We start from the raw sequence: 25269 nt of genomic DNA on the forward strand, positions 1-25269 counted from the left end.
TTACCCTGGTCTGAGACACTGCCGGAAGAATGCCGGTCAACTATCAATAAAGAATAACCGCTATAAAAAAGCAGTCCTTTTGTGAGAACATTATCTCATCAATTGGACTGCTTTTCAATGTGGGCTGTATTTGACGCTTACTCTTTTTGTATTTTTTAGGAAGGAGCCATCTGGCGACTGACGCGACTGAGGCGCAGCACCGCGGAGCCGAAGTGCCGCATGAGCGAGTACAACGGTAGTGAAGTTAAGAGCCTGATTCAAGTTCTAAGGAAACCCAACCCGGGTTAAACTCAGGTTAGGTTTCCAGATAAAGGGGGGAAAGGAGGGTGTCTAATCTACAGTGTCTTCCAAATATTCTTTTGATATTCCAGAATCGCCCGGTCACTGGAAAAAAGACCAGAGTAGGCCACGTTGCTGAGCGACATTGCAAACCATTTGTTTTTGTTTTTAAATAGTTCATTGATACGATGCTGAGCGTTTACATAAGAATCAAAGTCTTTTAATACGAAGTAGGTATCATTATACAAAAGCAGCGAGTCATAAACACTTTGGAAATTCGTTAAATGCCCAAAGGTACCATCAATGAGCTGATGCATAATTTTTTGGATACGATGATCGCTTTCATAAATTTGCACGGAACTGTAGCCACCATATTTTTCGAAATGCGAGACCTCATCAGAGGATAAGCCAAAGGTAATGATATTGTCATCCCCTACGGCTTCATGAATCTCAATGTTGGCGCCATCCATGGTACCCAGAGTAATGGCACCATTCATCATAAATTTCATATTACCAGTACCGGAGGCTTCTTTTCCGGCAGTCGAAATCTGCTCTGAAATATTGGCGGCCGGATAGATGATCTCACCTAAAGATACATTAAAGTTCGCCAGAAAAACCACTTTAATCTGATCGCGGATATCTTTGTCATTATTGACGAGATCGGCAATATAATTAATCAGTTTAATGACTTCTTTGGCAAAATAGTATCCTGGGGCGGCTTTACCGGCAAAGATAAAGGTTCGGGGGACGATTTCGATATGGGGGTTTGCTTTTAAATGATTATACAAGTGGAGTATCTGCAAGGCGTTCAGGAGCTGTCGTTTGTATTCATGGATACGTTTGACCTGAATGTCAAAAATAGATTCCGGGTTTACTGAGATATGATGATGTTCCTTAATATAATTTGCAAAATGGATTTTATTATCCAGTTTGATCCGGTTGAATCGATCAAAAAACGGCACATCATTTTTAAAAGCCATGAGATTTTCAAGTGCAAAAAGATTGTTGATCCAATCAGTGCCGATGGATTCGGTAATCAAATCTCTGAGACCGGTATTGCTGTTAATTAGAAAACGACGGGGAGTAACCCCGTTTGTGACCGAATGGAATCGTTCAGGAAATAGCTTATAATAGCCATTGAAGGTTTCCTCTTTTAAGATTTTACTGTGCAGCTCGGCAACACCGTTCACAGAATGGCTGCAGACAATGGCCAGATTAGCCATATTGATTTGACCATCTTGAATGATCGATAGTAAACTAATTTGCAATTCATTGAGTCCAGATTTTATCCTCAAATCTTCCTGGAATTGCCGATTGATCTCTTCGATAATCATATAGATTCGCGGGAGTAGAAGTTTCATCATTTCCACCGGCCATTTTTCCAGAGCTTCCGGCAGAACCGTGTGATTGGTAAAGGTTAGTGAGTTGACAGTAATCTTCCAGGCATCATCCCAGCTTAAGCCTTCTTCATCCATAAAAATTCGCATCATTTCAGGCCCGCACAGAGCGGGGTGGGTATCGTTAATGTGGATACAAATTTTGTCGGCAAACTCATCCAGACAATCGTTATTATAGCGCTTAAATCGTGTGATCATCCGTTTTAAACCGGCACAGACGAAAAAATACTCCTGCTTCAAACGCAGTTGTTTGCCATCGAATTTATTATCGTTGGGATATAAAATTTGGGTAATGGCTTCAGCCTCGGATTTATGCCGGACAGCATCGAGAAACTGACCCTCATTGAAACTGGGTAGATCGAATTCCTCAATCGGCTCAGCGCTCCACAGTCTCAGCGAGTTCACCGTATTATTATGGTAACCTTTTAATGGGATATCATAGGGTACCGCCAGAATCGGTTCGTAATTTTCATAAACAAAGGTCAGCACACCATTGATTTTCTCAGAACGGAGATCGCCATAAAACTTAACAATAACCGATTCATTGGGCTTTCTTATTTCAAAGGGATAGCCATTGCGCAGCCAATTGTCGGCGACTTCAACCTGTTCACCGTTAATTATCTTCTGTTCAAAAAGACCATGCTTGTAATGGATACCATTGCCATGGAAGGGTAAACCCAAGGTGGCAGAAGATTCTAAAAAACAAGCCATTAGTCGTCCTAAACCACCATTTCCCAAACCCGGATCGGTTTCCTGACTGAGAATGGTCTCGTAATCCAAGCCCAGTTCAGCCATGGCAATTTTGACGGTTTCCTCCATATCCAGACTATTAACATAGGATTTCAGCAACCGGCCAATTAAAAATTCAATGGAAAACAAGTAGACCCGCTTGTGCGGGACCTCGTCGTACTGAGATCTTGTTTTAGCCCATTGGGAAGCTGTTTTGTCCATGACTATTTCAGCTAAAGCCTGATATTGATCAAGTACAGATGACTCTGCCAGATATTCACCGGAAACTTCTTCAATCTTCTTAATGTATGCAGCTTTAAACTCTTCGATTATTTTTAGGTGTGCTGATGGTTTCATGAGTATTCCTTTCAATAAAGTAGTGTAAGAATCAGAGAAACTTTGGTTTTCATTTTAGCATTCAAAGTATCCTAATTTACTTACCCCTTATCAGAATAATAAAACAAAAAAGATTGCGGATAACCGCAATCCTTTTGAAATGGTGAGTCTAAATAATTTGACAGGTGTTGGGTGTTACCATAACAATGGCATAAGAAAGGGGTTGAAGGACAATGGGGTTTAATGAGACGGCTTCCCCTGAGATCAGATCCAAACCTCGGCAGCCGGTAAAGTCAGGGTGTTTAAACAAATGAACGGCTCGGGAATTTCGGTTGAACAGGCAGAAACAGAGGGCTTCTTTGTTTCGCCGTTCAAAGACAAAAAGATCATCGCTGGCTTCATAGGGTTTCCAGGTACCGTTTTGAAAGACCGAATGATCGGCCCGGAGTTTGGTGATCAATTGATACCAGGCAAGGAGATCCTGATCCTCATTGCCCCAGGGATAGGTGCGCCGGTTGTAGGGATCCTCAAAACCCTGGACTCCGGCCTCATCGCCGTAGTATAGGCAGGGGACGCCAGGGAAGGTGAACTGGATCAGGCTGAGCAGTTTTAAACGTTTTACGGCGAGCGCGTATTGGGTGTCATCCAGTCGATAGGTTTTATGACTGTGGTTTCCCAGATACTTATAGGCTTCACCAAGCACGTTAAGGATCCGCCGGCGGTCATGGCTGCCGATCAGATTCATGTTTCCCATAAATTGATTTTGGGGATAGTGTTCATAAAGTGACATCATAATCCGGGCGGCCAGGACTGAGCTTTTGTCACCAAGAACAAAATCGATGAAGGTTTCCCGGAATGGGTAGTTCATGACGGCATCCAGCTCATAGCCGGAAAAATAGCTACGCAGTTCATCATAGGCGACTTTTCGGGAGGCATCTTCCCAGACTTCGCCAATCAGAATACTGTCAGGGTTTTCCTCAATCATGGCTTCTTTCAAGCCCTTGATAAAAAGATCTGGCAGTTCATCAGCCACATCGAGCCGCCAGCCGGAAGCCCCAGCTTTCATCCAGTGGCGAATGACGCTGTCTTTGTTTTTATAGATAAAGGCTTGAAAGTTAGGATGCATCTCATTGGTATTCGGCATGGCATCAACCCCCCACCAACAGGTGTAGGTTTTGGGATAGTCCGTGAAGGTATACCACGGATAGTACTCTGAATCTTGCGATTGATAGGCACCGACACCGGAATAATGACCATAACGATTAAAGTAAAGGCTGTCATCACCAGTATGGCTGAAAACCCCATCCAAAATAATTGAAATTCCGCGTTTTTTGCATTCTGAGGCCAGGGTTTCAAAGCTTTTTTGGGTTCCCAGGGCCGGGTCGATACACATATAATCGCCAGTATCATAGCGGTGGTTACTTTGGGATTTAAAAATGGGATTGAGATAGAGAATTGTGACATTTAAACTCTGCAGGTAGTCCAGCTTTTCCGTAATTCCTGTCAGGGTGCCACCAAAAAAATCCCAGTATTTAATGCCGCCGTCCTTTTCTCTGAAATAGTGGGGGGTATCGTTCCAGTTGGGATGGAGGATGGCATCTTGATGGAAGTTATCAAGATCGAAGTCTGCTCCCCGCCTAAACCGGTCCGGGAAGATCTGGTACATAATGCCCTGGGAATACCAGGCCGGCGACTGTCGTTTGGGATCATAAACCGTAATTTGATAAGAGGGCGGTTTTGATTCATAAACCCGTCCTTCGCCACCTAAATGGTCACTCAGGGTGCCATAGGCATAGGCTCTCCCCCGGGAGGAAAAACTGAAATCATACCAGAAGATGCCGGGAACCAGGGGCATATCTAAGGTGATTTCCCAAAAATTTGATTCCTGGGATTTGATCATGGGGTGTAGTAATTCCTGATCATTAAAAGAAGCTCGCAGTTGCAATTTTTCAATTTCAGTGGCATCGACTCGCAGGGTAACGGTACTGCCAACTGGCAGTGCCCCAAAGGGACTGCGAAATGCCTGTTCCCATGAATGATGACGAAAATTCATAATTTTATCACTCCATTAATTTATTATAATATGAAAGATAAATATCGGCTGATTGTTTCCAGTCAAAATGCGTGTTATAGGCGTTTTTTACCAGTTTTTTAAAGGCAGATGGAGAGTTGTGGTATAAGGTTACCGCATGCTGGATAGTGAAAAGCATGTCGTGTGCATTATAAGTTGCAAAGCTGAAGCCGTTACCCTTTTTTGTCTTGGCATTAAAATAACTGACAGTGTCCTTAAGCCCGCCGGTTTCCCGCACGATGGGGACTGCTCCATAACGCATTGCAATCATCTGGGAAAGGCCGCAGGGTTCAAACTTAGAAGGCATCAGGAAATAATCGCTGGCCGCATAAATTTTCCTTGATAGCGCTTCATCAAAATCGATGATGGCCACCATCTTATCGGGGTAGTTATAGGCGATGCTCCGGAACAGATTTTCATAAACAGCATCACCGGTACCCAGAATAACTAGCTGCAAATCCTGCTGTAAAATCTCATGAATCACGTTGGATACAAGATCCAGGCCTTTTTGTTCAACTAACCGGGTGATCATCGATACCATCGGAACATCCCCCCGGACGGGCAGGTCGAAATACTCCTGTAAAGCTTTCTTATTATCGGCTTTCTTTTTTTCCGGATTGTCAAAGGGGACAAATAAGGCGGGATCGGTCTTTGAATTATAAATGGACTCATCGATGCCATTGAGAATCCCCACTACCTGTTGATTAAGATGGCGGATCACCCCGTCCAGGCCCTCTCCATAATAGGGATCGGTCAGTTCTTCAGCATAGGTTGGGCTAACAGTGGTGATCAAATCAGCAGCATAAAGAGCCCCTTTCATCAGATTGATTTTGCCGTAAAACTCCAGGTCCGAGGGTAAGAAACCCAGATGGAGATAGGGACTGATATCGTGAAAACCATAAACTCCCTGATAGCGGATATTATGAATCGTAAAAACCACCTTGGTATCGGGAAAAGCCCGCCGATACTGATGTTTGATCAGATAGGGAACAGCAGCTGTCTGCCAGTCATTGCAGTGAACGATATCCGGGCTGAAATCCAGCAAGGGCATAGAATCCAGTACCGCCCGACAAAAAAAGCTAAACCGTTCTCCGTCATCAAAATAGCCATAAAGCGATGGGCGTTTGAAAAAAGCTTCATTGTCGATAAAATAAAAGGTGACGCCTTCGTATTCACAGGTCAACAGGCCACAATAGTGCAGGGTGTCAGACATCCACATCTGAAAATGCTTGAGAGGCTTTATTTTTTGCCGTAATACTTCTGGAATGGTGCTGTAATAGGGAAGGATAACCCGGGCGTCGACATCTTCGGGAAATGATTTTGGCAGGGCGCCAAGGACGTCTCCCAAGCCACCACTTTTTGAAAAAGGGTAAGCTTCCGAAGCAACAAATAGGACATTCAACATTTAAATTACCGTGCCTTTCTTTAAAACAATGGGAGCATGGGGTTTGCCCACTAAGGTTGTATGGTCACTGATTCTGGTATCCTTGTCCATGACTACATAGTTCAGATTGACATTTCTCCCGATTTCGCATCGTTGCATAATAATACTGTTTTGGATGTGTGAACCAACGTTCATTTGCGTATCTCGAAAAATTATGCTGTGATTAATGGTTCCGTCGATGATGCAGCCGCTGCCGACGATGGAATTGGATACCTGGGCAGGATCTTCATAAAGGGTGGGATGATTGTCTTTTATTTTGGTATGGATGGAATTTTTACCCAGAAAAAGCTCCTGCATAATCTCGTACTCAAGCAGATCCATACTTGTTTTCATATAATTTTCCAGGCAGTTCACCCGTTTAATATAACCGGTATGTTGGGCGCCAAAAACCCGGAGGGAATCGATATTATATTTGATCATATCCATTAAATCCCAGTCTCCGGTACGCTCACTGAGATCCAGCAATTCCTCCAGAATGGATTTCTTGACAAAAAACATTTCGGTGAAAAAATGACCGGTGGTATGTTCGCGTTTATAATGGAGACCGCTGACCCGGTTTCTAGTAAATTCCAGATAGAGATCATTGTCTCTGAGATGATACAGGGGATCATCTTTTTTAAAAATCAGGGTAATGTCACTGTCGTTTTTCATATGAATATCATAGGCATTTCGAAAATCAAAGGTGGTGACCAGGTTTGGCGTGGCAATCAGTATATGTTCGGCACCGGTGGCGTCCAGAAAGCCCCGGTTATTCTGGAGATTGCGCAGATTAACCTTGATCAGCCGTCCGATATGGTAATTATTTGATCCGGAGAGGATCGAAAGATCCTGAGTTTTTCGGCTCAGGGACCACTCCTTGCCGGTTCCCAGATGATCCACCAGTGAACTGTATTTATGGGAGCCGATGACACCAATATGAGATAAACCGGAATTGACCATATTGGAAAGGGTAAAATCGATCAGTCGATAACGTCCGCCGAAAGGCAGGGTGCTCAAGCTGCGATGTTGAAGAAAATCTTTTAAGGAATCATCCTCTCCATCTACATTTAAGATAAGTCCAACAGCATTTTTCATTTTTTCTTACTCCTTTCAGTTGTTGATGACGTGTATTTCAGGAGTTGTGTCGGCGGGATCGGTAATATATCGGGCATCACCTTTGATTCTTGCCCGGGCTCCGACAATACAATTTTCTAAAATAGCCCCATCCTCGATGACAGCTCCGGTATGAACAATCACATTCTTTAAACTGGTTTTTTTGTGAATCACCACATCATGGGATAGAATAGAATTCTCGACCTTTCCAAAAATAATACAGCCATCACAGATCAGGCTATTGCTGATCTTGGCCTGGGGGCCGATGAATTGGGGGTGACGGCTGGTATTATTGGAAAAGACCCGAAAGTTGCGGTCGCTGAGATCAAAGTCACAATCGCAATTCAGGAGATCCATGTTGGCATCATAATAGCTCTGAACTGTTCCCACATCCCGCCAGTAGCCGGAGTAGGGGTAGGCGTAAATTCGCTTGCCGCTTTCATGGAGCATGGGAATCACATTATGGCCAAAATCATGTTCGGATTCACGGTTTCCGGCATCGTCCAGCAGGGCTTTTTTTAGTTCTTTCCAGGAGAAAATATAAATACCCATGGATGCCTTGTTGCTTTTGGGGTGTTCGGGTTTTTCCTGGAATTCTTTGATGCAATGTTCTTCATCGGTGTTTACAATACCAAACCGGTGGGCATCTTCCCAGGGTACATCCATCACCGCAATGGTCAGGTCGGCTTCCTGCTTTTTGTGAAAGGCCAGCATTTTAGAATAATCCATCTTATAGATATGATCGCCGGAAAGAATCAGCACATATTCAGGATCAAAGCGGTCAATGAAGTCCAGATTCTGGTAAATAGCATCGGCCGTTCCCGAGTACCATCGGCCTCCTTTTTGCCCCATATATGGCGGCAGGATATGGACCCCCCCCTGGACCTGATCCAGCGCCCAGGCTGACCCATCACCAATATAATTATTGAGGATATAGGGGCGGTACTGGGTCAGCACGCCCACCACATCAATATCCGAATTCATACAATTGCTGAGAGGAAAATCAATGATTCGATATTTCCCCCCAAATAAAACGGCCGGTTTGGCGTTATTAAAGGTCAGTGAGCCTAAACGGCTCCCCTGCCCTCCCGCCAGGAGCATTGCGACACATTCAGTATTCAAAGTGATACCTCCTTAAATGATTTTCCAGATTTCTCGTTGATAGTCGGCAATCGAACGATCGCTTGAGAAAACACCGGAATTTGCTACGTTGCTGATGGACATTTTTGTCCAAATGGTCGGATTGCGGAAGAGATGATCCACCTGATTTTGAGCATCGGTATAGGCGTTAAAATCTTTTAACACAAAATAGCCATCGTTATACAAAAGCAGGGAATCATAGATGGCCTGGAAGCTGAGACCATGTCCCAGAGTTCCATCAATCAGTTGGTGAAGGATCTGCTGAATCCGTGGATCCTGTTCAAAAATATCAATCGATCGATAGCCGCCGTACTTCTGATAATGATGGACCTCATCGGCAGACAGACCAAAGGTCACAATATTGCTGGGGCCTACGGCTTCCAGAATTTCGATATTGGCGCCGTCCATGGTGCCCAGGGTGACGGCACCATTCATCATGAATTTCATGTTTCCGGTTCCTGAGGCTTCTTTTCCCGCCGTTGAAATCTGTTCCGAAATATTGGCAGCCGGATAGATGATCTCCGCCAGCGAAACGTTGAAATTGGCCAGAAAAACCACCTTCAGCTTGTCATGGAGGATCGGATCGTTGTTGACCAGCTCGGCAATAGCGGTAATCAGCTTGATCACCTCTTTAGCATAGTAATACCCGGGTGCGGCTTTACCGGCAAAGATAAAGGTTCGCGGCGCCATTTCCAGGTTGGGGTTTTCTTTAAGCCGATTATACAGATAAAGGACATGGAGGGCGTTAAGTAGCTGTCGTTTATATTCATGGATCCGCTTGACCTGGATGTCAAAGATCGAGTCGGGATCGACCTTCACATCATTATGGCTGGCCATGTAATTGGCAAGCCGAATCTTATTTGACAGTTTGACCGCAGCGAACTTTTGATAAAAAATTGGATCATTGATAAAGTTCAACAGTTTTTTGAGATGAAACAGGTTATGATTCCAATCCGATCCGATCGATTCATTAAGCAGCTCTTTCAGCTCCGGATTACTGTTCATCAGAAAACGTCGCGGTGAAACCCCATTAGTTACCGAATAGAACCGCTTGGGGAAGACCTGATAATAGCCGTTAAAGGTTTCTTCTCTCAAGATTTTGCTGTGGAGGGCCGCCACGCCATTGATGGAATGGCTGGATACGATGGCCAGGCTGGCCATATGGACATAGTTATCCCGGATAATCGAAAGGCTGTGGTTCTGGTCTAAATCATGAGGGAATTCGCTATCCAGATCCAGTAGAAAACGGCGGTTTATTTCTTCAATAATCATATAAACCCGGGGCAGTAAATCCTTCATCATATCCACCGGCCATTTTTCCAGAGCTTCAGGGAGGACTGTATGGTTGGTGAAACTTAGTGCGGCCAAGGTGGTTTTCCAGGATTCCTCCCAACCCAGGCCTTCTTCATCCATTAGTACCCGCATCAGTTCGGGTCCACATAAGGCCGGGTGGGTATCGTTAATATGAATACAAATTTTGTCACTAAAACCGTCCATGGAATTATTATTTGATCGTTTAAAATCCACAATGATCCGCTTGATCCCGGCACAGACAAAAAAGTACTCTTGTTTGAGACGCAGCAGCTTGCCATCGAAACCATTGTCATTGGGATAGAGGATCTGGCTGATGGCTTCGGCTTCGGATTTATGTCGAACGGCGTTTAAAAAATGGCCCTGGTTAAAGCTTGGCAGATCAAAGGCTTCCAGCGGCTCGGCACTCCAGAGCCGCAAAGAATTTACGGTTTCATTGAGATAACCTTTAACCGGAACATCATAGGGAACTGCCATAATGGCTTCGTAATTTTCGTGGACAAAGGTGAGGTTGCCATTAATATTTTCGGAGTGGATCTGGCCGTAGTATTTGACAATAACCGACTTATCAGGATTGCGGATTTCAAAGGGATAGCCGTTTTTGAGCCAGTTATCCGCTACTTCAATCTGTTCACCATTGATAATCCGCTGCTCAAACAGGCCGTATTTATAACGGATGCCATTGCCGTGGGCCGGCATCCCCATGGCCGAAGAGGAATCCAGGTAGCAGGCCATTAGGCGGCCCAGGCCACCATTTCCTAACCCCGGGTCAGATTCCTGGGTAAGAATAGCCTCATAGTCCAGCCCCATTTCGGCCGAGCATTCCTGAACCAGATCTTCGACCCCCAAATTGCTGAGGTAGGATTTCATCAGGCGTCCGATTAAGAACTCAATGGAAAAAAAGTAGACCTGTTTGGATTCGTTTTTGTTATAGAGGGTGTTGGTTTTGGCCCATTGGGAGGTAATACTTTCCATTACCATTTCAGCCAATGCCTGGTATTGCTTAAGCAGGGAGGCATCAGCCAGACAGTTTCCGGAAACCTCTTCGATTTTTTTGGTAAAGGTAGCCTTATAGCTTGCTTTTAGTTTTTCTCTTTCGGAAGAATTCATGGTAGTTCCTTTCAACAAAGATAGTTTTATTTTTTTGACTTCGTTTTTTTAGCCGGTGCCGGTTCATTTTTAGCGCTTGCCCGGGGAACAACACCTTTTAAGACAATGAACGATGAGGGCGGGATATTGATGGAAACCGAATAGTTTTGTCCATGGAGCGGGATGGCTTGAGCCTTCATGGTTTTTTTCATTTTGAAACCGCTGCCGCCATAGCTGATGTCATCGGAATTGAAGGCCAGACGGTAATTGCCCTCAGCCGGAACGCCAATCTGATAATCAGCGTAGGTAAGCGGGCAGAAGTTGATGATGATAATCAGGGAATCCTTATCCTCTAAACCCAGGCGCTTAAAAATGAGAATGCTCTGTTCACTGTTGTTGGGTTCCAGCCACTCAAAACCGTCCCAGCTATGGTCATCGGTCCAGAGGGCTTTTTCTTTAATATAAAACTTATTCAAATCTTTTATATAAGTGTGAATTTCCTGATGTTTTTGATAAACCAGCAGGAACCATTCCAGGGATTCGTCGACCCGCCATTCCAGAAAGGGCGCAAATTCGTTGCCCATAAACGAAAGTTTCTTTCCCGGGTGAGTCATTAAATACCCGAAGAGGATGCGAAACTGGTCAAATTTCATATTATAATCCCCAAACATCTTGTCAAGAATGGTTCGTTTGCTGTGAACCACTTCGTCATGAGACAGGGGCAGGATGAAATTTTCGTTGAAGGCATAGGCCATCGAAAAGGTTAACAGATTGTGGAAGCGATTCCGAAACATCGGATCGGTTTTCATATAATCCAGGGTATCGTGCATCCAGCCCATGTCCCATTTCAGGTTAAAGCCAAGGCCGCCCTTATCTACTGGCCAGGTGACCATCGGATAGGCGGTGGAATCTTCGGCTGACATAATCGCAAAGGGATAGTCTCGGAAAATAATGGTATTCAATTCCCGGAGAAAGGACAGGGCTTCCAGCCGATCCGTACCGCCCTCGGTATTATGGTAGGGTTCACCGTCCAGGCCGTGATTAAGTTCAATCATGCTGGCCACCCCATCGATGCGCAGGCCATCGATATGGTAGCGGTCAAACCAGAAGTGGGCATTGGAAATAAGAAAGTCCATTACTTCCGGCTTCCCGTAATCAAAGACCATGGTGCCCCATTGCTGGTGTTCGGAAAACTCGTATTGACTGGTACCGTCGAAATGCCGCAGACCCTGATCATCTTTGCAGAAGTGACCGGGAACCCAATCGAGAATCACGCCGATGCCGGCCTGGTGGCAGCAATCGATGAAATGCATCAGTCCCTGGGGATTGCCGTAGCGACTGGTAGCAGCGTAATAGCCAGTGAGCTGATAGCCCCAGGAACCATCAAAGGGATGTTCCATAATCGGCATCAGTTCAATGTGGGTATAATGCATTTCCACCAGATAGGGAACCAGCTGATCGGCCAGTTCACGGTAGGTCAGATACTCCCCTTTTTCATTGCGCTTCCAGCTGCCCAGATGGGCTTCATAAATATTTATCGGCATTTTCAGCCAATCGGTTTCGTTTCTTTTTTTGCACCAGGTTTCATCCTGCCAGGAATAGCCATCAAGTTCCCAGATAATGGAGGCGGTTTTAGGTTTAACCTCACTGTAAAAACCGTAGGGATCAGCTTTATAGGCCAGCTCGCCATCGTGTTGGCGAACCGCATATTTATAAAGCAGTCCCGGGGATAGTTCCGGGATAAATAGCTCCCAGATCCCATCGGTGCCGAAAACTGGTTTCATGTGATGATCATGGATGTTCCAGCCATTGAAATCGCCGACAACGGAAACACCCTGGGCATGGGGAGCCCAGACCCGAAAAGTGACCCCTTTTTCGTTAAGATGGGCACCAAAATATTGGTAACTGAGAAAACGCCTGTTACTGGCTAAATCTGCATGGTCATCGATTTTATTCATGATTGTACACGTGTCCTTTCAATTTTGGTTGGAATCTAGTGTTTATTCACCTAACATTTTAACACAATCTCCTAATATTGATAGTGCATCTTTTTAAACAAAGTAAAATCTTTTTAACAATTTCACGCAAAGTGTAACACCTATCGCTTAAAAGAGAATTCTTTGTCCTGATATAAAGACCAGTACAGATTGATCTTTCCGCCCAGATTCAGAATTACACAAATAAAGTAGATGGCCACCATCAGAGCGAAAAGTCCGCCCAGGCTCCCATAAAGGGTGCTGTATTTGGTGGAATGATTGATAAATAAGGTGAAAATACGAAAAGCAATATTAATTCCCAAAGTTGCAAATAGCGCACCGGGAAGACCGCTTTTAAATTTTAACGGCTGCGCTGGTGCCATCACATAGATCATATTAAAGATAAAGGTTGAGATGATCCATGAAAAAGCGATCGCAACAAAGCTCAGGACGGGGTAATAATATGTATATAGCCCGATTTTCTGGAAAATAACAGCACCTACATCGGCACTGAAAATATAGGCAAAGGCAATTAATAAAATGGCCAGGGTAAACAGGATCGTAAACAGAAAAGAATAAAGCCAGATTAACTTCAATGTTCGGGTTTCTTCTCGGCCATAGGTTTGGTTGATGCCAACCATAATGGCTCTGGCCGCCAGGGAAGAAAAGAAAAAGGCGATCAGAATCAGACTGTAATGGGAACCGGAAATCTGACTGATCATACTGTCCAATAGGCTGGTCACATATTCATAGGAAAGATTGGGCAAAAATGTTTTTAAAATTTCGTAAAGATAGGATTCAAAAGGTTTGATAAAATTCCCGATAAATGAAATCAGAAAGAGCAGCAACGGAAAAAAAGCCAGCAGCAGGTAAAAAGACATTTGGGTGCAGATTCCTGAAAAATCCGTCTCTTTAAAATCTTCCATCAGAAAGAAGAGCAGCTTGACAATTTTCAAATTCAGCATCCATTCAATCATCTTCGAGCCTCCCGGGATTTTTTTTTCAGTAATGTTTGCTCAGCTCCATAAAGATTGACAACGCCCCCCAGAGTTAGGCTAAAGCAGATCAGATAGACCACGAAAAACAGCGAGAAGGGCCCTTGCAAATTAAAGAAAAAGGTGTTGAAATCCAGGGCTGAATTGGCAAACAGAGCGTATAGAAAAAGGATGATAAACCAACTGACGCTCACAAAAAAGCCGCCGGGCAAGGCTTCAAAAAAACCGAGATGGTTTTTGGGAGCGTACATATAGATCAGGGTAAAAATAAATGTTGGCACAAGAATCATATATAGCAGTGTAAATAGGATGATGAAAACAGCAAAAAACTCGGATAAATTCAAGGCGTTAAAAATAAAGGAAAGCAGTTTCTCTCCGAACAGATAGAAAAAAATTGTAAAAAAGATAATTAGCAGAAATAAGAACAGATAAAGAATGGCTTGGATCCAGAGCGCAATGATTCCCCGGGTCTCCTTTTGTCCGAAGATCCGGTTTAAAGAAGTGATCAGCGAATGCATGGCGGAAACCGAGACATACAAAATAAAAAAACCAAGAATCAGATTGGTTCCCAATGAAAAAGAAATGGTGCTGGCATTTTCGATGGCCAGATTAACGTAAGCCATAATCGACTGGGGCAGTATTTTTGAAAGCACAAAAACCAGGGTTTCATTTATTCCGGCAGAAAACCAGTTGATGAGATTATAAAGCAACATCAAAAAAGGAATAAATGCTGACAGGGTTCGGTAGGACATCTGAGCGGAAAGATTGATGATGTTGTTTTTTCTTCCCTGGGCATATAAAAAGCGGCTGAAGCATTTAAGAAAAGTCATGATTTCCTCCACATCCACTTACAACGATTGTGTTGATTGAGCCTCAGTATAACATAGTTTCGATTTAAATTGAAGCAGAACCGGGAAAGTAAAAAAATGGAAAGTTCGAAAAAAAGATGGTATAATAATACAATCAGGATTTATAAGTATAATAAAATACACACCAAGAAATCAGGAAAATTGCAGAATGGAAAGGAAATAGTAAATTAAATGGGAAAAACATTAACAGAGAAGATTATTGCGGCACACCTTGTCGTGGGAGAAATGATCAAAGGCGAAGAAATTGGGATTCGGATCGATCAGACCCTGACCCAGGACTCCACCGGAACGATGGCCTATTTGCAGTTTGAAGCCATGGAGGTACCCCGGGTTAAAACAAAAAAATCCCTGGCCTATATTGATCACAATATGCTTCAGGAAGGTCCGGAGAACATGGACGATCATCGCTATATTCAAAGCGTGGCCAAAAAACACGGCGTCTTTTATTCAAAGCCGGGGAATGGCATTTGCCATCAGGTCCAGATTGAGCGCTTTGGGGTGCCGGGCGATACCCTGCTGGGATCAGACAGCCATACCCCCACTGGTGGCGGCATCGGCATGCTGGCTATTGGTGCCGGCGGTCTGGACGTGGCGGTGGCCATGGCTGGAGACCCATATTATATTACCATGCCAAAAGTTGTTCAGGTAGAGTTAACCGGCAAACTGCGTACTGGGGTATCCTCCAAGGATGTCATTCTGGAAGTGTTACGTCAATGTACCGTAAAAGGCGGCGTCAACAAGGTCTTTGAGTATACCGGTGCAGGGGTCAAAACCCTGACGGTTCCGGAACGGGCGACGATTACCAATATGGGTGCCGAGTTGGGGGCAACTACCTCGGTTTTCCCATCGGATGAAATGACCAAAGTGTTTTTGGAAGCCCAGGGACGAGGCGGGGATTACATTGAACTATCCGCTGATGCTGACGCTGTCTATGACGAAGTGGTCAAGGTTGATATGGATGGTTTGGAACCATTAACCGCCTGTCCCCATAGTCCCGACAAGGTGGTAAAAATTTCGGATATCGAAGGATTAAAGATTGATCAGGTTGCCATCGGCAGCTGTACCAATTCGTCCTGGTTGGATCTGATGAAGGTTGCGGCCATTGTCAAAGGCAAAACCGTGGCTGAAAATGTCTCTCTGGTTATTGCCCCAGGATCCAAACAGGTGTTAACGATGCTGGCCGAAAACGGTGCCCTGGCCGATCTGTTAAACGCTGGCGCCCGGGTGCTGGAATGTGGTTGCGGCCCTTGTATCGGCATGGGTCAGGCACCTTCAACGGAGGCGGTGTCACTGCGAACCTTTAACCGGAACTTTTTTGGCCGCTCTGGAACGCCCTCGGCCGATGTCTATTTGTTAAGCCCGGAAGCAGCAGCCATTTCCGCTCTGGCAGGGGTGCTTACCAATCCGTTAGGCAAGCTTGATCTGCCGGAAATTGCGATGCCGGAAAACTTTTTACTTAACGACACGATGGTGATGGCACCAGCTCAAGAAGGCACCGCAGTGGAAGTCATCAAAGGACCCAACATCAAACCTTTCCCGGCTACCAAACCACTTAAAGACACGGTTGCCGGCAAAGCGCTGATTGTGGTTGAAGATAATATCACCACAGATCATATTATGCCGTCCAACGCCAAATTACTACCCTATCGGTCCAACATTCCCTACCTGTCAAACTACTGCCTGGCGCCTTGTGATGCCGAATTCCCGCAACGAGCTCTGGATAATGGCGGCGGCTTTATTGTCGGCGGCTCCAACTACGGTCAGGGCTCCAGCCGCGAGCATGCAGCTTTGGCACCGGTTTACCTGGGTATTAAAGGGGTGGCGGTTAAATCCTTTGCCCGGATTCATAAGAACAACCTGATTAATAATGGGATTCTGCCACTGGTATTCGAAAATGAAGCCGATTATGACACCATCGAACTAAATGATGAACTGATCATTGAAAATGCCCTGGACGCGGTTAAGTCAGGTCAGGCCAAGCTGGTAAATAAAACCAAAGGCCTAACCTATGAGATGTTGCTGGAAGTTTCCGAACGGCAAAAAGAGATGCTGCTGGCCGGCGGACTGATCAACCTGATCAAATTAAAAAAATAATCTGAAAAAGTTTAAAAATAATCAAATACAATAAAATAAATCGCCAATTTTGGGGTAAATATCCACTAGTTGGCGATTTTTGTATATTAACAAAAACGAGGAGGAGAAAATGAATTTTGAAATCAGGGGAGGCAATCTCCCGGTGGTAACGGTGACTTTAAACAGTGGTGAATCGATGTTTACCGAGTCCGGGGGGATGTCCTGGATGACCGAAAACATCCGCATGGAAACCAACACCAAAGGTGGTCTGATGAAGGGGTTACGACGAACCCTGGCCGGGGATTCGCTGTTTATGACCACTTATACTGCCGAGCAAAACAATAGTCAAATTTCTTTTTGTTCCAGTTATCCGGGCGAAATCAAAGCTTTGACCTTACAAAAAGGACAGTCGATTATCTGTCAAAAAAGCAGCTTTCTGGCGGGGGAATCGACCCTGGATGTGGATCTGTACTTTAAAAAGAATATCGGCGTCGGCTTTTTTGGCGGTGAAGGTTTTATTCTGCAAAAACTCTCAGGACCGGGAACGGCCTTTGTGGAAATGGATGGGGCAATGATCGAGTACGATCTGGCCCCCGGCGAGGTGATCAAAATTGATCAGGGCCATATCGGGATGTTTGAAGAATCTGTGAGTTTTGACATTCAGGCCGTCAAAGGTATGAAGAATATCTTTTTAAGCGGCGAAGGATTATTCCTGGCGACCTTAAAAGGACCGGGGAAGGTCTGGCTGCAAACCATGCCGCTGAGCCGGCTGGTTCAGCTGGTGGCTTCAAGCCTGCCGCCAAGAGGCTAGAACTGATTAAAATTCAATTGATACAATAAAGCACCTGGCCGATTTTGAATTCGGTCAGGTGCTTTATTTCATCCATTCTAAATAATTGGACTTCATGGGATGACATTGACATAATTATCCGGCAGCTGATCAAAAAACATAATCCCCAGACAATTGGTGCCAATATGGACGGTCAGGGTAGAACCGGCTTTTTCAGGCAGCAAGAAATTTTTAATTCCCAGTTCTTTTTCAAAATATTTCTTCGCCTTGTCCTGGAGATCCGGGGCCGTGCTTTGGATCATCCCGAGAACCTGCTCCCGATTGCCCATTTTTTCTTCAATAATGGCAAACAGCGTTTTTAAGGCTTTTTTCTGACCGCGGATTTTTTCATAGACCAGGATCTCCCCGTCTTTAAAATATAGGATCGGGACAATTTTCAGCATATCGCCAAGCATCGCCGCATTACGACTGATCCGGCCGCCTTGGGCCAGCCATTTGATGTCCCCGACCATAAAAAAGATCTGGGCGTGCTGGGCCAGAAAGCTCATCGTGTCAACAATTTCCGCGTAGGGACGGTTGAGCTTATTCAGCTTTAGACCCTGATAAAGAATCAATGCCGAACCAGTGGTGGCCGAAAGGGAATCCACAATCGCGACTTTCCGATCCGGATATTTTTCCAGCAAATCCCGGGCCAGCAGTCGGGCGGTCTGGTAGGTGCCGGAAAGCTTGGAGGAAAGCACCAGGTAAATGACATCATCACCGTTTTTAAGGTGTTTCTCAATCGTATTGGTTATATCCAGGGGTTGGATCTGGGCAGTTTTTGGAAAAAGTTTACTGTTATTATTGACAAAATCCACCACCATTTCGGGGGTGATATTGATGCCATCAAAGTAGGTTTTATCATCAAGGGTTACCGGAAAGGGTAATATATCAAAATCATAGCGATTTAAGATGTCGCTGTTGGTATCACACATGGAATCCACAATAAATTTTATAGCCATTAAGGTGACGCTCCTTTTCGATTAGTACAAAATATTTTACCATGAACCGCGTCTTATTACAATTACTCTCGCCATTAGCCTTAAGCATAATGGCGGTTTTTAAGGAAGGTTTGTGATTGTATCAAAAAAATGTTAAACTAATCTTTGGAAATTAAAACCGAAGCGTTCAATTTAAAAACGAAGAAATGGAGAATTTTGTGGAACAGATAATCAATCAACTCGCTAAAGAATTTTCAATACGCCCCCAGCAGGTGGAAGATACCATCAATTTAATCGATGGCGGGAATACCATCCCCTTTATTGCCCGTTATCGAAAAGAGGTCACCGGGAATTTAAGTGATGCTCTGTTACGGGATCTGGATGTGCGGTTAACATATTTAAGAAAATTGGAAAAACGAAAAGAAGAGGTCACCGGCAGTATTGAGGAACAGGGTAAGCTGACCCCGGAACTTAAAAGCGCCATTTTAAAAAGCCAAACCCTTCAGGAAGTGGAAGACCTCTACCTGCCCTATAAACAAAAAAAGAAAACCCGGGCATCGGTAGCCCGAGAAAAAGGACTGGAGCCGCTGGCACTGCAAATTTTGGCGCAAAAACTGACAGAAGCCGAGCTGGATGAAGCGGCACTTGTCTATATTGACGCCGAAAAAGAAATCAATAGCGTTGAAGAAGCCCTGCAATTAGCCATGGATATTATTGCCGAAATCATTTCCGACAACGGTACCTACCGGGGCGTGATCCGGAAGTGTACCTATGATAAGGGTCAGATTAAAGCCACCGTGGTCAAAGGCAAAGAAGCGGAAAATCCGGAACTGGAAATGTACTTCGATCATACCGAAGCCATTAAAACCATCAAGGATCACCGGGTTTTAGCCCTGAACCGGGGCGAAAAGAAAAAAGCCCTGTCGGTTAAACTATTGGCCCCCAGCGAAGAAATTGAAGCCTATTTAAAAAAGGAACTGGTAAAAGATCAGCCCTCAAGCTATTTATTAAAATCCCTCGGGGACAGCTACACCCGGCTGATCGCGCCGGCCATTGAGCGGGAAATCCGCACCGCTTTAAAAGAACGGGCTGAAGAAGGAGCCATCAAGATGTTTGCCCTTAACCTGAAAAAACTGTTGCTCCAGCCGCCTTTTAAAGAAAAGGTCACTATGGGTTTTGATCCGGCATTTCGCACCGGCTGCAAGATTGCCGTTTTGGACAAGGTCGGAAAGGTGCTGGATTACACCACCATCTACCCAACCTTTGGTAAGGGACAGGTTGAAAAGGCTGAAAAAGAGCTGCTTGAACTGATTGAACGACATCAGGTCGATATCATCGCCATCGGTAACGGCACTGCCTCCCGGGAGTCGGAAGCGTTTGTTGCCGAAACGATTAAAAAAACGAAGGTGCCGGTGCAATACATTGTGGTGAATGAGGCCGGGGCTTCGGTTTATTCAGCATCTGAACTGGGAACCGAGGAATACCCGGACATCAATGTGTCGATCCGGGGTGCCATTTCCATTGGCGGCCGGCTTCAGGATCCGCTGTCCGAACTGGTTAAAATCGATCCCAAACACATCGGGGTCGGCCAGTATCAGCATGATGTCAATCAGAAAGAACTGGAGCGGGTGTTGGAAGCAACCGTCGAGGATGCTGTTAATAACGTCGGGGTCAATGTCAACCGGGCCTCGGTAGCGCTGCTTAAATACGTGGCTGGAGTTAATAAAACCATTGCCAATAATATCATGGATTATCGTAACAGCGCCGGCCCCATTAAGAGCAGAAAAGAACTGATGAAGGTCAAAGGCCTGGGCGCCAAAGCCTATGAGCAATGCGCCGGTTTTTTGCGGATCGATGACGGGGATAACATTCTCGACAATACCGGGGTTCACCCGGAGGCCTACAAAAGTGTGGAAAAACTCCTGAAGCTTAAAGGCATCAAGAAAGAAAAACTGGGTACCCGGGAACAGCAGGATTTATTTAACGATCTGAACTATTCAGAAATGGCTACCCAGCTGGAGATCGGGATCCCAACCCTTTATGATATTGTCAAAGAATTAAAAAAACCGGGACGGGATCCCCGGGAGAATGCGCCCAAGCCCCATTTGCGATCCGACGTCTTATCGATGAGCGATCTGGAAGTGGATATGGAACTGATCGGCACGGTCCGAAACGTCATCGATTTTGGCGCCTTTGTGGATATCGGTGTCCATCAGGATGGGTTGGTGCATATTTCGCAAATCACTGATCGTTATATCAAACATCCGTCTGAGGCGGTCTCCCTGGGGGATGTGGTTACCGTTAAAGTACTGGCTGTGGACCTGAAACGAAAACGAATTAGTTTAACTATGATTATCTAAATAAATATTGACACAGGGATAAGTTTTTAATAAAATAAAAGGCTTATTCCTTTTTTATATGCTATAATATAGAGAGAATCGATGATAGGAGTGGTTGAAATGTATAAAATTGGGGATAAAATTGTTTATCCGATGCACGGAGCGGGTATCATTGAAGCAATCGAAGAACGAGAAATATTTGAAGAAATAAAACCTTACTACATCATGCAGATCGTTTCTGAAGGTTTACAGATTTTAATTCCTGTTGATAAAGTCGATGACATTGGGGTAAGAACCATTGTGTCCCAGTCAGTAATCGATGAGATGATCGAGTCGCTGAAATTACCAATGGATGCGATGGAAAAAAACTGGAATCGACGGTATCGGGAACATCTGGAGCGTTTAAAAACTGGCGATATTTTTGAAGTAGCAAAGGTTGTCAAGAATCTTATCCTATTGGATCGATTAAAAGGCCTCTCAACCGGAGAAAAGAAAATGTTGAATAATGCCCGAAATTTCATCGTCAGCGAAATGGTCTTGATTCAAGATAAAGACAAACAAGAAATCTTAGATTTGATCAATAGTTCGGTACACAGTGAGGCGTGAATTTCACGCCTTTTGTTGTATTTAATAGTTTAATCTTAAGAATCAAGTGCTATAATTATAAGGTAATATTATGAAAGGAGGTGAAGATGATGATACAAAAGATACTTCGTGTGTCATTCGGAATTGTTGGAGTTCTGGTTGGGATGGCCTTGGCCAACGTATTGGTAACCAATACGTGGCTTTTGAAAACCCTGAAGATAAACCTGACTCCTGAATTGGAAGTTGTCCTTTATGCGGCGCTCATTGTTTTATTTGGACTTATTTTTTTCATTCTATTTCCACTGATGCTTAAAGGCGTTAAAAAGCTGTCAAAAGTTGTTGAGACCAGTATGGAAAATGTGCGGCTCATTGACATTGGCTTGGGCATCGGCGGTTTGGTGATTGGTCTGGTGATTGCTATGCTGATCAGTTTTGCATTTTCGCAGATTCCCATTCCCTGGATCGGCGGATTGCTAACCATTAGTATTTATATTGTCCTGGGGTATATTGGTTTTTCTTTACCAATTAAAAAACGGGAAGATATTCTCCAGGCTTTTCAGAGTGCTAAGCGCGAAAAAGATGCCAATGTGCCGGTCGGACAAAAGCGGCCCGCCAAAAAGAAAGGCGCGGCCATTCCTAAGCTACTGGATACCAGCGTGATCATTGATGGACGGATCTTTGATATTTGTAAAACGGGTTTTATAGAAGGCCCATTGGTGATCCCGGTATTTGTACTTAACGAACTCCAGCTGATATCGGATTCAGCGGATGAATTAAAAAGGAATCGAGGCCGTCGAGGTTTGGATATTTTAAATAAAATTCAGACGGACCTGGAAATCGAAGTTCAAATTACTGAAGAAGATTTTGAAGACACTCATGAGGTTGACTCAAAATTGGTAAAACTGGGAAAATCAACCAAAGGTAAGATTCTGACCAATGACTATAATCTTAACAAGGTTGCCACCGTTCAAGGGGTCGACGTGCTTAATATTAATGAGTTGGCCAATGCCGTGAAGCCAATTGTTCTGCCCGGGGAAGAGATGAAGGTTCTCCTGGTAAAAGGTGGAAAAGAAAACGGCCAGGCCGTTGCCTATCTGGATGACGGCACCATGATTGTGGTTGAAAATGGCAAGAAATATATTGGCACCACCGCTGCGGTGATTGTCACCAGTATTCTGCAAACAGCAGCCGGACGGATGATATTTGCAAAACCAAAGAAATAATGAACCAGCAATCATAAGTATGAATAGAAAAGTTTTTATAAAAACACCAACGCTTGGGTTGGTGTTTTTATTTCGGCGTTTTTTGATAAATTTATTGTAATTGATTGGAGCTTTACGTATAATAAAATTAGTATTGTTAAAAATCGACGTAGTGTTAAAGTTGGACTTGCAAGAAAAAAATAGTGGAAAAAATGGGGATCATAATGGAATTACCTGAAGCATTTAAGATAAAAATGAAGAATCTGATGGGTGAATCCTATCAGAGCCTGCTAGATTCCTATGACCAGCCAGAAAGCAAAGGCATCCGAACCAATACCCTAAAGCTGTCCCCAGTAGAGCTGGCCAATAAATTACCGTTTAAAACCCAGGGTGTGAACTGGTGCAGAGAAGGGTTTTATATTGATCATGAGGTGCGGCCGGGGAAAAACCCTTATTATTATGCGGGACTCTATTATGTTCAGGAACCGACGGCGATGGCGGCGGTTGAAGTGCTGGATCCAAAACCCGGGGATTGGGTGCTGGATCTTTGTGCAGCGCCGGGCGGAAAATCGACCCAAATTGGCGCCAGGCTTCAGGCCGCAGGGCTTTTGGTAGCCAATGAGCTGGTTAATTCCCGGGCCGGAATCCTGTCTTCCAATATCGAACGGATGGGGATCACCAATGCGATTGTCACCAATGAATTTCCGGAGCGTCTGGTGGATTCTTTTTACGAAAGCTTTGATAAGATCCTGGTGGATGCGCCCTGCTCCGGCGAAGGTATGTTCCGGAAAGACCCGGGAGCTCTGGCCGACTGGAGTCTGGAACGGGTTGACCGCTGTATGGGTAAGCAGGAAAAAATACTGGAAAGCGCCCATCGACTGTTAAAACCCGGAGGGGTGCTGGTCTATTCAACTTGTACCTTTTCGCCGGAAGAAAATGAGCAAATGATTGAAGCTTTTATTGCGAAGTATCCTTATACTCTGGAAACCATTGAGTTACCGGGGATTACCGATCATGGACGAGTGGAATGGACCCGGAATCAGGAGCAGGCGATCGCTAAAACCCTGCGGATTATGCCCATGACTGTCTTAGGTGAAGGCCATTTTATTGCCAGATTAATAAAATCAGCCGCCGTCACCGACACCATTGAGATCAAACAGGGATACGCCAAATCGCGGTTAAAAAAAGCAACCCGAATTGAGTTGCAAGACTATATTGATTTTGCCAAAAATAATCTGGAACCGGAATTTTCCAAGAAAATCGAAGAACGTCTCTATCTTTTGGGTGAACATCTCTATGCTATCCCTGAGGGGGTGGAGCTGGAGCGGATTGCCAATCTAAAACTCTTGCGTACTGGTCTTCATCTGGGAACCTTTAAAAAAAATCGCTTTGAACCCAGTTATGCGCTGGCAATGGCACTTAAGTTAGCACAGGCCAATAATGTCTGTGACTTAACAGGTGAAGAGCTCGCCTATCAGTATTTAAAAGGTGAAGCGTTAAATCTGCAAGTAAAAAAAGGGTGGATCCTGGTTGGTTATGATGGTTATTCGCTGGGATTTGGAAAAGCCAGTGAAGGCTTGATTAAAAATCACTATCCCAAAGGACTGAGAATTAGAAAAAAATAGGAGAAAACAGCATGAGTAACCAGGCGAACGGGGCAAAGATCCATCCCAGTGCGGTGATTTCAAAGGATGTCATTCTGGGCAATGAAACCGTTATCGGTGCCGGGGCGATTATTGGAGCTGGGGTCGTTATCGGTGATCAATGTCAGATTGGTACCGGGGTGATAGTCGAAGCAAACAGCAGGATTGAAGACAGCTGTACTTTGGAACCTGGGGTGATCATTGGCAAGGCAGTAACCATCGGTAAGAATGCGAAAATTGGAATTGGTGCCCGGGTGACCGATGGGGTAACGATCGGACCCGATCAAGTAATAAAAATTGGTGAAATCGTATTAAAGGATATGATTTATAAAATGGTTTTTAAACGGGGCGCCTGGATTTATCGGGAAGATAGTTTAAATTATAAAAATGAAGATTGAGGAGAAAAAATGAATCAGAAAGATTTTACTTGTTTGAAAGAAGCGTTAGAAAACAAAAAGAAAATTTTAGTATCCAGCTGTCTGCTGGGAATGAAGATTAATTATGAGGAAAAGGCTCATCCGGTCAATGAGTTGCGCCAGCTTTTTCTTCAGGGACAGGCTATTCCAGTTTGTCCGGAGGTGTTGGCAAGTCTGCCAATTCCCCGAGATCCGTGTGAAATAGTCATGGTCAATGGGGAACGGAAAGTGTATAATGATAAGCAAGTTGACTTTACGGAGCCTTATACTCTTGGTGCCCAGCGAACCACGGATACGGCTCGGACATCAGGTGCAAAAATTGCCATCATGAAAAGCAATAGTCCTTCCTGCGGCTGTGGGAAAATATATGATGGAACCTTCAGCGGTAATTTAGTCGATGGGGACGGTATCACTGTGGCGTTATTGAAAGCAAATGGTATTCGTGTGATAACAGAAGAAGATTTTCTGGATTGTATTAAAAAGTAACAGGGAGATCTCGAAAGAAAAGAGAGG

General features: G+C 44.6%; 18 protein-coding genes. 8 read left to right on the plus strand and 10 right to left on the minus strand.

All coding sequences use genetic code 11. The features are described from left to right. Nucleotides 1–335 precede the first annotated feature (335 nt). The 9 genes from ACEW8F_RS01795 to ACEW8F_RS01835 form a co-directional block, all read right to left on the minus strand. Nucleotides 336–2762 (minus strand): glycogen/starch/alpha-glucan phosphorylase, encoded by a 2427-nt coding sequence (locus tag ACEW8F_RS01795; RefSeq protein ID WP_373481763.1) that lies wholly within the window; start codon nucleotides 2760–2762, stop codon nucleotides 336–338. Between the two features lie 148 nt (nucleotides 2763–2910). Then, nucleotides 2911–4794 carry a glycoside hydrolase family 13 protein gene (locus tag ACEW8F_RS01800; RefSeq protein WP_373481764.1) on the minus strand — a complete coding sequence of 628 codons (1884 nt, stop codon included), beginning with the start codon at nucleotides 4792–4794 and terminating at the stop codon, nucleotides 2911–2913. Nucleotides 4795–4801: 7 nt separating this feature from the next. After that, a complete protein-coding gene (gene glgA, locus ACEW8F_RS01805) occupies nucleotides 4802–6214 on the minus strand; it encodes a glycogen synthase GlgA (protein WP_373481792.1) in 1413 nt (470 codons plus the stop codon). Between the two features lie 3 nt (nucleotides 6215–6217). Beyond that, nucleotides 6218–7330 (minus strand): glucose-1-phosphate adenylyltransferase subunit GlgD, encoded by a 1113-nt coding sequence (gene glgD, locus ACEW8F_RS01810; RefSeq protein ID WP_373481765.1) that lies wholly within the window; start codon nucleotides 7328–7330, stop codon nucleotides 6218–6220. Between the two features lie 15 nt (nucleotides 7331–7345). Then, nucleotides 7346–8470 carry a glucose-1-phosphate adenylyltransferase gene (locus ACEW8F_RS01815; RefSeq protein WP_373481766.1) on the minus strand — a complete coding sequence of 375 codons (1125 nt, stop codon included), beginning with the start codon at nucleotides 8468–8470 and terminating at the stop codon, nucleotides 7346–7348. Nucleotides 8471–8482: 12 nt separating this feature from the next. Next, nucleotides 8483–10909 (minus strand): glycogen/starch/alpha-glucan phosphorylase, encoded by a 2427-nt coding sequence (locus ACEW8F_RS01820; protein ID WP_373481767.1) that lies wholly within the window; start codon nucleotides 10907–10909, stop codon nucleotides 8483–8485. 26 nt (nucleotides 10910–10935) lie between these two features. Beyond that, nucleotides 10936–12846 (minus strand): 1,4-alpha-glucan branching protein GlgB, encoded by a 1911-nt coding sequence (gene glgB / locus ACEW8F_RS01825; protein ID WP_373481768.1) that lies wholly within the window; start codon nucleotides 12844–12846, stop codon nucleotides 10936–10938. Between the two features lie 140 nt (nucleotides 12847–12986). Next, nucleotides 12987–13841, minus strand: coding sequence for a YihY/virulence factor BrkB family protein (locus tag ACEW8F_RS01830; RefSeq protein ID WP_373481769.1), 855 nt, complete (start codon nucleotides 13839–13841; stop codon nucleotides 12987–12989). Beyond that, nucleotides 13838–14689, minus strand: coding sequence for a YihY/virulence factor BrkB family protein (locus ACEW8F_RS01835; RefSeq protein WP_373481770.1), 852 nt, complete (start codon nucleotides 14687–14689; stop codon nucleotides 13838–13840). Before ACEW8F_RS01835 ends, ACEW8F_RS01830 begins: the two co-directional genes overlap by 4 nt. Before the next feature lie 210 nt (nucleotides 14690–14899). Here ACEW8F_RS01835 and ACEW8F_RS01840 point away from each other — a divergent pair, with 210 nt between their 5' ends. Together ACEW8F_RS01840 and ACEW8F_RS01845 are read left to right on the plus strand one after the other, a co-directional pair. Then, complete coding sequence (locus ACEW8F_RS01840) at nucleotides 14900–16822, plus strand: aconitate hydratase (RefSeq protein ID WP_373481771.1); 1923 nt, start codon at nucleotides 14900–14902, stop codon at nucleotides 16820–16822. Nucleotides 16823–16931: 109 nt separating this feature from the next. After that, entirely contained in the window at nucleotides 16932–17612 is a 681-nt protein-coding gene (locus tag ACEW8F_RS01845) for a TIGR00266 family protein (RefSeq protein WP_373481772.1), read from the plus strand. A gap of 92 nt (nucleotides 17613–17704) precedes the next feature. On the opposite strand, the gene ACEW8F_RS01850 is transcribed toward ACEW8F_RS01845, so the two are convergent. Further along, a complete protein-coding gene (locus ACEW8F_RS01850; RefSeq protein WP_373481773.1) occupies nucleotides 17705–18592 on the minus strand; it encodes a DegV family protein in 888 nt (295 codons plus the stop codon). 197 nt (nucleotides 18593–18789) lie between these two features. On the opposite strand from ACEW8F_RS01850, the gene ACEW8F_RS01855 reads away from it, so the two are divergent. The 6 genes from ACEW8F_RS01855 (at nucleotide 18790) to ACEW8F_RS01880 (ending at nucleotide 25242) form a co-directional block, all read left to right on the plus strand. Then, the gene (locus ACEW8F_RS01855; protein ID WP_373481774.1) at nucleotides 18790–20931 is read left to right on the plus strand and encodes a Tex family protein; all 2142 of its coding nucleotides are present in this window, start codon (nucleotides 18790–18792) and stop codon (nucleotides 20929–20931) included. Between the two features lie 99 nt (nucleotides 20932–21030). After that, nucleotides 21031–21516, plus strand: a complete 486-nt coding sequence (locus tag ACEW8F_RS01860) for a CarD family transcriptional regulator (RefSeq protein ID WP_373481775.1) — start codon at nucleotides 21031–21033, stop codon at nucleotides 21514–21516. Nucleotides 21517–21605: 89 nt separating this feature from the next. Then, nucleotides 21606–22718, plus strand: a complete 1113-nt coding sequence (locus ACEW8F_RS01865; protein ID WP_373481793.1) for a PIN/TRAM domain-containing protein — start codon at nucleotides 21606–21608, stop codon at nucleotides 22716–22718. A 203-nt stretch (nucleotides 22719–22921) separates the two neighbouring features. Further along, nucleotides 22922–24322, plus strand: a complete 1401-nt coding sequence (locus tag ACEW8F_RS01870) for an RsmF rRNA methyltransferase first C-terminal domain-containing protein (protein ID WP_373481776.1) — start codon at nucleotides 22922–22924, stop codon at nucleotides 24320–24322. Nucleotides 24323–24333: 11 nt separating this feature from the next. Then, a complete protein-coding gene (locus ACEW8F_RS01875) occupies nucleotides 24334–24738 on the plus strand; it encodes a DapH/DapD/GlmU-related protein (RefSeq protein ID WP_373481777.1) in 405 nt (134 codons plus the stop codon). Nucleotides 24739–24747: 9 nt separating this feature from the next. Then, complete coding sequence (locus ACEW8F_RS01880) at nucleotides 24748–25242, plus strand: DUF523 domain-containing protein (protein WP_373481778.1); 495 nt, start codon at nucleotides 24748–24750, stop codon at nucleotides 25240–25242. Nucleotides 25243–25269 lie beyond the last annotated feature (27 nt).

The sequence above is a fragment of the Acetobacterium sp. genome (genome assembly GCF_041752335.1).
Taxonomy (GTDB): domain Bacteria; phylum Bacillota; class Clostridia; order Eubacteriales; family Eubacteriaceae; genus Acetobacterium.